Origin of the sequence: Micromonospora psammae, from assembly GCF_036902725.1 — a bacterium.
GTDB lineage: Bacteria > Actinomycetota > Actinomycetes > Mycobacteriales > Micromonosporaceae > Micromonospora.
The window spans coordinates 186,481-199,129 of the sequence record NZ_JBAKHM010000001.1; the positions used below are offsets into that span (position 1 = coordinate 186,481).

The window sequence follows — 12,649 nt, forward strand, 5'->3', positions numbered from 1 at the left end:
CTACCGTGCCGGGCGTGCCCCGCACCGTGACCCTGGTCCTCGTCGACCCCGCCGGCCGGCTGCTCGGCGCCCTACCCCCGTACGAGGTGCCGACGCCCTGGTGGCCGGAGGCCGCGGATGTCGTGGCGGGCGCGCCGGTCGAGGGGACGGTGCTGCGGCTGCTCACCAGCGAGCTGCCCCGGCAACCCGGGGGCGCGGTCACCTACCTGGCGGAGGCGGCCGGGCCGGTGCCCGTACCCCTGGTGCCGGTGGCGGCGGACCTCGCGCCGCATCCGCTGCGCGCGCCCTGGGCGCAGCCGGGCGGACCCGCGGCGAGCCTGGCCTGGGCCACGGCGCAGCTCGACCGGCTCGACCGGCCGACGACCCGGGTGACGCAGCAGCGCACCTGGAACCTGTCGGCGATCTGGCGGCTCGACGGGCCGGGCGGCACGACCTGGCTCAAGCAGGTGCCGGGGTTCTTCCGGCACGAGGCGGCGGTGCTGCGCCGGCTCGCCGCGGTCGCGCCGGGGCGCACGCCGACGCTGCTGGCCGACGACGGCGACGGGCGGATGCTGCTCGACCACGTGCCGGGGGAGGACCGCTACGGCGCCGACCTGGCCGAGCGGCAGGCCATCGCCGCCGACCACCACGCCCTCCAGGTACGCGCCGCGCCCGCCGTCGCCGAGCTGGTGGCGGCGGGCGTGCCGGACCTGCGCGGCGATGCCCTCGCCGCATGGATCCGTTCCGCGCTCGCTCCCCACGCCGCCGCCGCTGTGCTCGACGGGCTGGAGGCGCGGCTGGCGGAGGTGGCGCGGTGCGGGCTGCCGGACACCCTCGTGCACGGGGACCTGCACCCCGGCAACGTCCGGGGCGACGGGGAACGGCGTGTGGTCATCGACTGGGGAGACTCGTTCGTCGGGCACCCCGCCTTCGACATCCTGGAGCTGACCCTCGGCCTGGACTCCGCCTCTGCTTCCGCGCTGGTGGAGGCGTGGTCGGCGCGGTGGCGGGGCAGTGCGCCGGGCTGCGCGCCGGAGCGGGCCGCTGAGCTGCTGCGACCGGTCGCGTGGCTGCGGCTGGCGGCGGTGTACGCGACGTTCCTGGCGGGAATCGAGCCGAGCGAGCGGGTCTACCACGTCGCGGACGTGCCGGAGTGCCTGGAGCGGGCGGCAGCCGAGCGGTCCCGCAGCCCGTGCAACCACCGCCCCGGAGTAGCTCACTTTTAGGCGGCGTGACACGCGGGGCGAGGAATGTCGGATCTGACTTCGCAGAGCCATAGCATTGATGCTATGGCTCGTTGTTCCGCAAGACGCCAATGCGGGAGGACCGAGAGGTCGAGCGTGCTCGCCGGGCGCTCGACCGGTGCGTGGCGGAGCGGCACATCGTGCACGAGGAGGCAGAGCAATGAGTGACCGCGTCGACTGGAACGACCTGCGCGACCGCCGGATGGCCGAGCCGGGTGCGGCGGAGTCCTACGAGGCGACCCGCATCGCCTTTGAACTCGGCCAGGAGGTGCGCCACCTGCGGGAGCACATCGGCTGGAGCCAGAGCGAGCTGGCGCGGGCCGCTGGCATGACGCAGTCCGCCGTGGCGCGGTTCGAGGCCGGCGGAACGGTGCCGACCCTGCCGGTCCTGGAACGCCTTGCCCGAGCCCTCAACATGAGGCTCGACGTTCGCTTCACCCCCGACGCAGACGCGGCCTGAGCCCTGCCCCCACTCACCGCCAGCCGTCGCCATCCTCGGACGGGTGCACCCACATCAACAGAGCCGGTGCCGAGGTGAAGGGCCGCGATGAGGTCCTCCCGGGCGAGCGGGATCTCGGGCAGGTCGGGACGGGCGATGGGCGGCAGCACCTGCTGGTCACTCGGGGGCGTGGCAGACCGCCTCGACGTTATTGCCGTCCGGGTCGCGGACGAAGGCGCCGTAGTAGGTCGGGTGGTACTCCGGCCAGAGGCGGGGCGCGTGCAACACCTCCGCGCCGGCCTCCACCGCGGCATCGTGGAAGGCGTGCACGGCGGCCCGGTCCGGCGCGGCGAAGGCGATGTGCGACTCGCGGGCGTTGCCGGGGGACGTCGTGGGGCTGAGCCAGAAGTCCGGCCGGTCGACGCCGTAGCCGATCACGTCGCCGAACTGCATCAGCCGGCGCGCGCCCAGCGGCGCCAGGACCGTGTCGTAGAAGGTGCTGCTGCTGGGGATGTCGCGGGCTTGGATGCCGAGGTGGTCGAGCATGCTGCGGTCCTCCTGCGGTTGGTCGATGGCCACAGGCTAGGCCTGCCCACCGACAGTCCGGGCCCGGCGGTTCCCCGGCCTGGCCCTGGGGCGCAGGTCAGCCGGGGAGGTAGTGGCTCGCCTCGCTCCGCGCGTACCGCTCGACGGTGAAGCGGGTGAAGTCGCCGGCTTCATCGCAGCCGGTCAGCCACTCCAGGGCGTCGGCGGCGGCGTCGGAACCCTCGGCTGCCAGGTAGGCCTTCGTCTCAGCGAGGCCGGCGCCGCACAGCAGCTGGGCGTCGATGGTGCAGTGGGCGTCGAAACTGGACCCCTTGGCCTCCCAGATCAGCAGTACGTCGCGCAGCTCGCCGGCGTGGAAGAGCTGGGAGCAGCACAGGCGCATCAGGTCCCGGTCGCCTTCGTCGTCGTACTCCCGCTCGATCTGCTCGACCAGGAGGACGCGGATGGCGTCGAGGTCGGCGGGGGCGGGGTGGAGGCCGTAGCGGCGCAGCGAGTCGTCGCGGTCCATGCTGTCGCCTCCGTTGCGAACCTTCTGCACGCGGCAGCCCCGCCCGGCGCCCGCGCGGTGGTCGGCGGACCCACCGCGATCTTCGCGGACATCAACTCGGCGAACAACCGCGACCCGTCGGTGATCCTGCCGGTGGGGGCCGGCCTGATCGCGCCCATCCTCGCGCCGCTGCTGCGCAGCCTCCTCGCGCCGATGTGGAGCACCTGCCACGGTCCGGGCCGGGACAGCCAGCACCAGCGGGACCGGTCAGCGGGTGATCCGCCGGGGCCGGCCGGGCGGGCCGCCCGGTTTCGGCCGGTAGGCGGGTAGCCCGATGGCGACGGCGAGCATGCAGGCCGCACGGGTGTCGAACGCCTCCGAGACGTCCTGGTCGCAGAACGTCAGGCCGGTGCCGCCGTGACCGAGGGTGAAGGCGGCCAGTTGCAGGCGGCCGGCCGCCACCCCCGCCTCGAACTGGGCGACCCGGTACCCGCGCTCGCCGTACCCGTCGAGCACCTGGTCCAGATCGGCGCAGGCGAAGTCGGTGTACGCCGAGTCGCCACCGAGCGGCTGGTCGAGGCAGAGCCCCTGGCTCAACGTACGTACCTCGGGCTCCGGCGCCGACCGGCGCAGCTGCGGCGGGCCGTCGACCCGCTGGTACAGGCCCGGCTCAGTGCCGTGCACCGCGTGAACCGCGACCTCGTGGGAGAGCAGGGTGGTCCCGCTCGGGATCGCGTCGGCGGGGACCGCTCGGGTCGCCGCAGCCATCGCCCAGTGCAGGAGCTCGGCGGGGGCGAGTTGGTGGCGCATGCGCCGGGTGGAGCCGCGGCGCAGGATGACCGACTCGATCGGCTCGCTGCCGGCCCCAACCGGCGCGTCGACGGTGTCGGTGGCGCGGGGCAGGCCCGCGACGGCGGCAGTCCGCCAGCCCGTCACGTCGTCGCCCGTGGTGAGTTCACCGGCCTGCTGCACCCGGATGGCCAGCGGGAAGTCGACCGGCGCGGGGGAGAGCGGCGTCGGCGGGAACTGCGGCGGCGGTAGCTCGACCGGTTCGGCGGCGGCGGTGGGCCGACCGCAGGTGATCACGGCCACCGGGAACTCCGTCACGCCGTCGACGCCGAGCAGGCGGGACACGGCGGCATCGACGAAGCCCAGCCGTACCCGCACGGGTAGCCCGTGGCCTTCGGCGACGGCGAGCAGATTCGCCAGCATCGTCCCGGTGTCCCAGTAGACGTGCCGCCAGCCCCGTTCGGCGTACTTCCACGCGGTGCGCCACGGGAGGCCGGTGACGATGAGGGCGAGCGGGCTGGCCGCGACGTCCGGGTCGGCGGTGGCGTCGGCCAGCGCCCGGCGGTGGTCCCCGGCGGCGAGTGCCTCCAGGCCGAACACCTCCGGCGCGAAGTGGTACAGCCCGGCGTCGAGCCCGGCCACCTCGCCGGCCACCGCGTACACCTCGAGGGGGTGGAGGTTGCCGGCGGAGGGGGCGGCCCGGAACCAGAGGTTGTCTCCGGCGGTTCGGGTGACGCCGGCCGAGTAGAACAGCAGCCGGGCGAGGAGTTCGCCGTCGATGGTCGGGTCGCTCGGCGGTACCCGTCCGGACAGGGTCACCGCGGCCGGCGCCCCGGTCGGCGGCAGGTCGCGGGGGAGGGGGTGCACCGGCGCCCCAAGATGGCGTTTGAAGGGCTGGGGACGGTTGCTCGGGTCCATCGGGACGAAACCCGGGACACCCGGCGGCCGGTCGCCGCGACACTGGTTCGTCTCGTGGTGGTAGAGCCGGGTCACCTCGCCGGTGTGCATCAGCCGCCCATACCCGCCGGCGCCCGGCGTAGGCCCTGCCGTTCCCACCGTCGCCCTCGACAGTCTGATCGGTCAGGAGTGAGCAGACCCCGGCGAGGCGGCCGGCCGGCGTGTTCACCGCCGTCAGGTGTACCGGCGACCGGAAGGGGTACCCGCGCCCAACTGCTGTTCGCGGTGTGCTGGCTCGGGCGTCCGCGGAAGGCCGGGAGTCGGACGCCCCTGGCCCTGATCTGCGGCTTCGCGGCACCGTCCTGGCCGGTGTGACGGCCTCGCTCGGCGGTGAACTGGTGGAGCGGCTGGGCAGGCCGCGCCGCGGTCACGCGTCGAGTTCCTGTCCCACCGTCCCGGGCGCGGCGTCCACCCCGGACCCGACGGGACGGCGTCACCACGAGGCCACCGGCCCGTCGACCTTGCCCAGTGCCGATGGAGGAACCGTGACCGGGCTGCGTACCGACCTGTACGAGCTGCGGATGGCGGCCAGCTACCTGCGCCGGGACATGGTGGAGCGCGCGACGTTCAGCCTGTTCGTCCGCCGCCTGCCGCCGCAGCGTGGCTTCCTGGTGGCCGCCGGGCTGGCCGAGGCGCTGGCGTTCCTGGAGGGCTTCGCGTTCGACGAGGGCGAACTCGGCTATCTGCGCGACACCGTCGGGCTCGACGAGGCGGCGCTGGCGGGGCTGCGGTTCACCGGTGACGTCTGGGCCGTACCGGAGGGCCGGGTGGTGTTCGCCGACGAACCGCTGCTGGAGGTCACCGCGCCGATCGCCGAGGCGCAGCTGGTGGAGACCGGCGTGCTGAACCTGATCACCTTTCACACCACGGTGGCGAGCAAGGCCGCCCGATGCCGCCTCGCCGCCGGCGACGCGCAGCTGGTCGACTTCGCGTTCCGTCGCACGCACGGGATCGAGGCCGGCGCGGCCGTGGCCCGGGCGTCCGCGATCGCCGGCTTCGCCGCGACCAGCGACGTCGAGGCCGCTCGACGCTACGGACTGCCGCCGTCCGGGACGATGGCCCACTCGTACGTCGAGGCGTTCCCCGACGAGCGTGCCGCGTTCCGCGCGTTCGCGACCGATTTCCCCACGAACCCGGTGTTCCTCGTCGACACCTACGACACGCCCGCCGGAGTGCGAGCCGCCGTCGAGGTCATCGCGGAGCTGGGACTGACCGGCCCGGTGGGCGTGCGGCTCGACTCCGGAGATCTCGCCACGCTGGCCGTGCAGACCCGCGCGATCCTCGACGGCGCCGGGCTCACCCGGGCCCAGATCGTGGCCAGCGGCAGCCTCGACGAGGACGCCATCGCGGCGCTCGTCGCCGCGGGCGCACCGATCGACGCGTACGGCGTCGGCACCCGCATGGGCGTCTCCTTCGACGCGCCGTCCCTGGACAGCGCCTACAAGCTGGTGGCCGTCGGCGACCGGCCGGTGCTCAAGCTGTCACCCGGCAAGGCCACCCTGCCCGGTCCCAAGCAGGTCTTCCGTGATCCCACCGGCGCGAGCGGCGACGTGGTGGGGCTGCGCGACGAACCCCCACCGGGCGACCACGAGCCGCTGCTCGTGCCGGTCATGCGCGGCGGCCGTCGCCTGGACGGCGCCGACCCGGCCGGTGAGGTACGCGCCGCGCGGGGCCGGTTCGACGCGGACCTAGCCTGGCTACCGGAGCCGGCGCGCCGGCTGGCGGACCCGGCGCCGCTCACCGCCACCGTCAGCCCGGCCCTCGCCGCGCTGCATGAGCGGGTGGCCGCGCAGGTGGCGCGGGGCGCGACCTACTGACAGCCGCGCCGGCCGGACTCGTCGGGCCGGTGGCCAACGCAGCAGTTGGACACGGCAACCAGCGCCTGTTCACTCTTGAATTTCAGGGCGCGGCGGAGGTCGTTGGACGCCGACGCCCGCGGGTGCGCGGCGTGGGCGGGTCTGCGGGGCTCGGCCAGTACATGTGCTCCCGATCAGACCGCCGGACCGGCTGAAGTTCCGCCGGATTGGGGGGCTTGGCGGCAGGACCGGTGCAGGTAGGGTGCGGGAACCGCCAATGGGGAGGCGGGAAGTGGTGGGGGCCAGGTGAGGGTCTGTCAGACCGTCACCGGATCCCACCCTGCTCCAAGCTACCGAAGGTGATTCATGCTGTCCCGCTCCACGACGCCGGTCGAGTCGCCCTCGCTGATCCTCGATCGGGCCACCTCGCTGGTCGACTACCTGATGGCCGTGCGGGCGCAGATGGAGAAGCCGGCCCGGACGGTGCCCACCGTCGGCGCCTTTTGGCAGCACGCGTTCCCCGACCATCCGGCCTGCGAGGTCGGCGTCTCCGCCGACGGCGCCAGCTGGCTGCGGGTGGGGCTGCCGGCACCGGCGCGTCCCCTGCGGACGCCCGCGCAGTTCGCGCCGTACCTGTCCGAGCCGATCGGCTACGCCACGGAGCCGCGCCTGGTGGGCCGGCCGGAGGAGACCGAGCCGATCCGCGCCCGGTTCGCGGCGTGGCGTGAGCAGGAGTGGCGGCCCTGGGCCGAGCAGGCCCGGCGGACCGAGGAGGTACGCCAGCTGCACCGCAGCCTGTTCGACCTGAAGCACCGGGTCGACATGAACGCCGCCACCGATGAACTGGTCTGGGGCCACGGCGTCCTCCGGACCGAGGTCGCCGGCCACCGCGTGCACTACCCGCTGGTCGTCACCCCGGTGGCGATCGAGTTCGACGCCGACCGGTCCCTGGTCACGGTGGTACCGCAGGGCGCGGCCCGGTTGCAGACCGACCCGCTCAGCGGGCTCGACGAGCGTTACCTCGGCCAGCTGCTCGCCCTCGCCGGCTCCGGCGGCCAGCTCGACCTCGACGTGTGGGACGAGTTCACCCGCCGGGAGTTCCTCGAACGCGCGCTGCGTCGACTCGGCCAGGACCCGGTCGTCCGGGACGCGGACCAGCCCGCCCCCGCCGGCGCCCACGTGCACGACACCGGTGTGCTCTTCACCCGGCCCCGGCAGCGGATGCTGCGCCGCTTCCTGGAACAGCTGCGCGCCCGGCTGCTCGCCGGCGACGACGCCAGCATCGGCGCGCTGGCGGCGATCCTCGCCCACGAACCCAGCAAGCTGCGGATGCCGCAGGACCAGCCGGAGCGGTGGACGCCGCTGGGCGAGCGCCTGCTCATGCCGCTGCCCACCAACGAGGCGCAGGAGTCGATCGCCCGCCGGCTCGCCCAGCACCGCAACGTCGCCGTGCAGGGACCACCCGGCACCGGCAAGACCCACACCATCCGCAACCTCATCTGCCACCTGATGGCACACGGCAAGCGGGTGCTGGTGGTCGCGCAGAAGGAAGACCCGCTGCGGGTCCTGCGCGACGGGCTGCCGCAGGAGATCCAGTCGCTCTGCCTGGCCGTGCTCGGCCGCTCCACCGACCAGCTCGTGCAGCTCCAGCTGGCCGCCCGCGAACTCTCCGACCGCGGGGCGACCCTGGACAAGCGGGGCGAACAGCAGCGGGTGGACCGGCTGCGCCGCCAGCTCGAACAGGCCGAACGCGACCTGGGCCAGGCCCTCGGCGGCCTGCGCACCATGGCCGAGAACGAGGCCGTCCACCATGAGATCGACGGCATCCGGCTCTTCCCGAGCGACGTCGGGGTCTGGCTACGCGAACGCGCCGACCGCTACGGCGGCATCCCCGACGACCTGCCACCGCACCTCGACGCGCCGCTGAGCGCCGAGGAGTTCACCGAGCTGCTCGACATCGCCCGGCGTACCGAACGGCAGGACCGGGTGCAGGCGCTGCGCGACCTGCCGACCGCCGCCGACCTGCCAGCGGCCGCGGCCATCCTGGCCGACCGACGGCGACTGGACGAGGCGGTCCGGGAGCTCCACCAGCTCGCCGCCGCCGGCATCGCCCTGCCGCAGGTCCGTGCCTTCGGCCCGCAGCCCCTCGACGACCTCGCCACGCAGCTGCGCGAGGCGTTGACCATGCTCGCCGCCCGCGAGGGCTCCTGGACCGACCGGCTCGGCACCCTGCTCCAGGCCGACCCCAACTGGCAGCAGATGTGGCACGACCACGTCGAGGCCTGCCAGCGGGCCCTGGGCGAACTCACCGCCGCCACCCGGGTCATCGCCGGCCACCAGGTCACCGTGCCCGACGCCCACTTGACCGAACCCCGCCGCCTGCTCGCGCAGCTCGGCGAGCTGCGGCAACGCTTCGCCGCGGGGAAGGGCGTCAACCGGCTCTTCCAGGGCACCCTGGCCCGGCTCGCCGCCGACTGCCGCATCGACGGCGAGATCCTGCGCGCCGCCGACGACGTCGACATCGTCGTCGCCTACGTCACCCGACAGCGGCTGCGCCAGGAGCTGACCACCCGCTGGCAGGAGTGGACGGCTCCGCTCGAGCTCACCGTCCCCGCCGGCAGCCCCGAGACGTGGGCCGGGCGGCTGCTCGCCGAGGCCGAGGCCGCGCTCGACTGGGACCGCCGCCGCTGGCCGGCGCTGCACGCCACGCTCCGCGGGCTGCTCCCCACCATCGCGGCAACCGTCGACACGCGGCGGCTGACCGTCCTCATCGACCTGGTCGCCCGCTGCGCGGCCGTCTTCGCCCACGACCGGCTGGTCGCCGCCGAACGCGACCTCGCCGCCGCGCTCCAGGCCGGCATGTCGGGTACGGACGCCAGCGAGCTGTGGCGGCTGCTCGACCTCAGCCGGCAGAGCGCCGACCTCGACCGCTGGGACTCGTACCTCGACGAGGTGCGCCGGCTCGCCGCGTTGCGCCCCGACGCGCAACGCTTCCGGGAGCTGTCGGCCCGGCTGCGGGAGGCCGCGCCCGCGTGGGCGGCCAGCATCGACGACGGCACCGCGCCCACGCTCACCGACAACGGCATGGACTGCCTGCACCGCTGGCAGTGGCGGCAGGCGCAGACCTGGTTCGACACCGTGGTCGGCAGCGTCGACCCGGTCGCCCTCGGCCGGCGCGTCGAGCAGATCCGGGAACGGATCCGCCGCCTCACCCAGGAACTCGTCGTCGCCTCCTCCTGGCTGGAGGTCTCCAAGGCCCTCGACGACCGCCGCCGCGCGGCGCTCGCCGACTGGACCACCGCCCTGCGCAAGATCGGAAAGGGTACGGGGAAGAACGCCGCCCTGTGGCAGGCCCACGCCCAGCGGGCGATGAGCGCGGCGGTGGACGCCGTACCGGTCTGGGTCATGTCCGTGGACCGGGCCATCGAACAGTTCGCCGGTGGCGCCCACTTCGACGTGGTCATCGTCGACGAGGCGTCCCAGGCGGACATGTTCTCGCTGCCCATCCTCAGCCTCGCCGAGCGGGCCGTGGTCGTCGGCGACGACCAGCAGATCGGTCCGCAGCTGTCGTTCGTCGGCACCGTCACCGGCATGATCAACTCGCACCTGGTCGACGTGCCGTCCGCTGAGCACTTCGACCCGGAGAGCAGCCTCTACGACCACGCGGTCCGCCGCTCGCCGGAACGCATCCTGCTCACCGAGCACTTCCGCTCCGTGCCGGCCATCATCGGCTTCTCCAGCCAGACCTACTACGGCGGCGAGATCGAGCCGCTGCGCACCGACCGCCCCGCCGGCATCGGCGACCCGGTGATTGCCGTCCACGTGCCCGAGGGCATCCGGCAGGACCTGACCACCTACGGCAACGTCAACGTCGCCGAGGCCGAGGCCCTGGTCGCCCGGGTCGCCGCGATCGTCGACGACCCCGCGTACGCCGGCCGGACCATCGGCGTGGTCAGCCTGCTCAGCACCAGCGGCCAGGCCCTCTACCTGCTCACGCGGCTCCGCGAGACCGTCGGCGAGGAGGAGATGGAACGCCGCCGACTGCGCGTCGGTGACTCGTACACCTTCCAGGGCGACGAACGCGACATCGTGCTGGTCTCCCTGGTCGTCTCCCCGCACCAGGGGCCCGTGTCGGCGTTCACCAAACGCGACCACCACCGCCGGGTCAACGTCGCCGCCTCCCGGGCCCGCGACCAGCTCTGGGTCTTCCACTCCGTGCAACCCGCCGACATGCGCGAGGACGACGCCCGCGGTCTGCTGCTCACCTACTGCCAGAACGTCACCGTTGCCGACGAGGCGTACGACGACCTGGAGAAGCGCTGCGACAGCGACTTCGAACGCGAGGTGCTGCGTCGCATCCTGCTCCGCGGCTACCGACCGCTGCCGCAGTTCCGCATCGGCAGCTACCGGATCGACTTCGTGCTGCCCGCCCCCGACGGCCGTCGCCTCGCCATCGAATGCGACGGCGACGCGTACCACGGGCCTGAGCAGTGGGAGAGCGACATGCGCCGCCAGGCGGTGCTGGAGCGGGTCGGCAACTGCGTCTTCGTCCGGATCCGGGGGAGTGTGTTCAGCCGGGATCCGGAGGCGGCGATGGAGCCGCTGTGGCAGCGGATCGAGGAGCTGGGCATCGGGGCTGCGTCCTCAACGGCCGCACCGGTCATCGACTCGGAAATCGTCGAAGCGGTGCCGGCCTCTGGTCGGCTCTTTTCCCCGCCTGCTTCCACCGCCGCAGCGGATCCGCTGCGCGATGCCAGTCCGTCGGCTGACCGGAACTCTGCGCGACTACCAGCGGTATGGGAGGTTGAGCCGGACGTCACAGTGAGGTGGGACAAAGTCGAACCGTCGGCGGTGGCGGCGCCCCTGCCGGACGCTCCTTCCGCCAGCGCTCCCGACGAGGTGGCGCAGAATTTCGAGGCGACCGTACCGCCGAGCGTCCCGCCCGCCGCCGTCGAGCCTGTCCGGTCGCCGCTGCCCCCCAACCCTGTGTCGATGGGGAGCGACGAGGACCAGGCGCGTCCGGTGGTCGTGCCGTCGAGGGTCATACCGGCGGCGGCCATGCCCGCGGTGGTCACGGCGGCGCGCGCGGCCGACGAGCCGGACGCCGCCGCGGGATGGAGGGAGGGCGAGGCTTCAAGCCAGCCCGCCGATCCCACCGCCGCGGTCCCGTCCATTACCGCAACGAGTGACCCGACCGAGAAGACGGAACCGCCCGCCGTACCGACGGCTTCTCCGACGCCCGCCACGGTCGAGTTTGTCCGGCCGGCGCCGACTGCCAGCGGAGACGGCCAGGCGCCTGCGGCGATCGAGCTGTCGAATGTCATAGCAGCGGCGGCCATGCCTGCGGTGGTCACGGCGGCGCGCGCAGCCAACGAGCCAGCACAAGTGACGGACGAGGGTTCGGTGCCCGTGCCCGTCGGTTACCGCAATGTGGCGTGGCTGCGGCCCTACGAGGCGGTGGCCGCGATGGACAGCTACCAGCACTGCCGTGACGTGCCGATCCGGTACGAGGGCAAGGTGCTCGGCTGGGCGCGCTACTACGACAGCGCGTCCCCCGAAGCCCGCAAGTATCGGGCGAACGTTCGCGTCGAGCGGGCCCACCCGACCGGCGCGCGGCTGGTCTGCTGGGTACGCCCGCACGAGGCGAAGGCCATCATCGGCGCCGCCTCGATGAAGCGGGACATGCCGGTGGAGGACAGCCGAGGCCGGCACGCCGGGCTGGTGCAGTACTTCCCGACGGGCAGCCCGGCCGCCGTCCGGTTCCGCAGCGTCACCCGGCTGCTGCGGCTCACCGGCGGCGACGCCCCGGCCACCGTTGGGCCCGCCGTCGCTGTGCCGGCTGCCTCAGCTACCACCGTCGTGTCGGTCGCCCCGGTGCCAGCGGCGCGGGAGGCGGCGGACGGGCCCGCGCTGGAGGAGTCGCTACGGCGGGCGATGGCGCGCGCCTACGACCGTGAGGAGTTGCCGGACGAGCCGGAGACCGAGACGGCGGACCGGCGGGCGTTGGAGGCGGCCTTCCACGAGGCGATGGTGCGCACCTACGAGCGGGCCCGCGACGAGGCGCACTACCACGCGGCGCTGCTGCTGCGGATGGTGACGGAGAAGGGTGGCCTGGCGACTGCCCGGCAGTTGCTGCACCACCCGGTGGTGTCGGACGGGTTCACGGCGCTGTGGGAGCGGGGGCGGGTGGACCTGACGGCGGAGGCGGTGGTGATCCGGCCGCGGTTCCGGACGCTGTTCACCGAGGAGGAGCTGGCGATCGCCAGCAGCCGGGTGGTGGACGCGTCGTCGCACACCACTACCTAACGCCGCTGTCTGCCGTCGCCGACCCAGCGATTACCAGCCGCCGTTCGGTCAGGACTGTTGACTGATCGAAGGTTCTGACGGCGGCAGCGCCGGCGAACAATCTGAC

At 73.6% G+C, this 12,649-nt stretch carries 8 protein-coding genes; 5 read left to right on the forward strand and 3 right to left on the reverse strand.

Annotated features, from left to right (window positions below):
* Positions 1–14 precede the first annotated feature (14 nt).
* Positions 15–1,205: an aminoglycoside phosphotransferase family protein gene (locus V6U79_RS00875; protein WP_334613097.1), complete on the forward strand. Its 1,191-nt coding sequence runs from the start codon at positions 15–17 to the stop codon at positions 1,203–1,205.
* A gap of 178 nt (positions 1,206–1,383) precedes the next feature.
* Positions 1,384–1,683 (forward strand): helix-turn-helix domain-containing protein, encoded by a 300-nt coding sequence (locus V6U79_RS00880; RefSeq protein WP_334519514.1) that lies wholly within the window; start codon positions 1,384–1,386, stop codon positions 1,681–1,683.
* Between the two features lie 156 nt (positions 1,684–1,839).
* Here the strand turns inward: V6U79_RS00880 and V6U79_RS00885 are convergent, their stop codons facing one another.
* Positions 1,840–2,208, reverse strand: coding sequence for a VOC family protein (locus tag V6U79_RS00885; RefSeq protein ID WP_334613386.1), 369 nt, complete (start codon positions 2,206–2,208; stop codon positions 1,840–1,842).
* A gap of 97 nt (positions 2,209–2,305) precedes the next feature.
* Positions 2,306–2,716 carry a hypothetical protein gene (locus V6U79_RS00890; RefSeq protein ID WP_334613098.1) on the reverse strand — a complete coding sequence of 137 codons (411 nt, stop codon included), beginning with the start codon at positions 2,714–2,716 and terminating at the stop codon, positions 2,306–2,308.
* Between V6U79_RS00890 and V6U79_RS00895 the strand changes: the two genes are divergently transcribed.
* Positions 2,678–3,025 (forward strand): MMPL family transporter, encoded by a 348-nt coding sequence (locus V6U79_RS00895; RefSeq protein ID WP_334613099.1) that lies wholly within the window; start codon positions 2,678–2,680, stop codon positions 3,023–3,025. The two genes, V6U79_RS00890 and V6U79_RS00895, sit on opposite strands and share 39 nt — an antisense overlap.
* Here the strand turns inward: V6U79_RS00895 and V6U79_RS00900 are convergent.
* Positions 2,963–4,492, reverse strand: a complete 1,530-nt coding sequence (locus V6U79_RS00900) for a SagB family peptide dehydrogenase (RefSeq protein WP_334613100.1) — start codon at positions 4,490–4,492, stop codon at positions 2,963–2,965. The two genes, V6U79_RS00895 and V6U79_RS00900, sit on opposite strands and share 63 nt — an antisense overlap.
* Before the next feature lie 434 nt (positions 4,493–4,926).
* Between V6U79_RS00900 and V6U79_RS00905 the strand changes: the two genes are divergently transcribed.
* Positions 4,927–6,258, forward strand: a complete 1,332-nt coding sequence (locus tag V6U79_RS00905) for a nicotinate phosphoribosyltransferase (protein ID WP_334613102.1) — start codon at positions 4,927–4,929, stop codon at positions 6,256–6,258.
* A gap of 345 nt (positions 6,259–6,603) precedes the next feature.
* Positions 6,604–12,543 carry a PDDEXK-like endonuclease domain-containing protein gene (locus V6U79_RS00910; protein WP_334613103.1) on the forward strand — a complete coding sequence of 1,980 codons (5,940 nt, stop codon included), beginning with the start codon at positions 6,604–6,606 and terminating at the stop codon, positions 12,541–12,543.
* Positions 12,544–12,649: the final 106 nt, after the last annotated feature.

Excerpts from the sequence above, each read along its gene's own strand:
- V6U79_RS00900 (WP_334613100.1), bottom strand. The coding sequence starts at position 4,492 with ATGCACACCGGCGAGGTGACCCGGCTCTACCACCACGAGACGAACCAG.
- V6U79_RS00880 (WP_334519514.1), top strand. The coding sequence starts at position 1,384 with ATGAGTGACCGCGTCGACTGGAACGACCTGCGCGACCGCCGGATGGCC.
- V6U79_RS00910 (WP_334613103.1), top strand. The coding sequence starts at position 6,604 with ATGCTGTCCCGCTCCACGACGCCGGTCGAGTCGCCCTCGCTGATCCTC.
- V6U79_RS00885 (WP_334613386.1), bottom strand. The coding sequence starts at position 2,208 with ATGCTCGACCACCTCGGCATCCAAGCCCGCGACATCCCCAGCAGCAGC.
- V6U79_RS00890 (WP_334613098.1), bottom strand. The coding sequence starts at position 2,716 with ATGGACCGCGACGACTCGCTGCGCCGCTACGGCCTCCACCCCGCCCCC.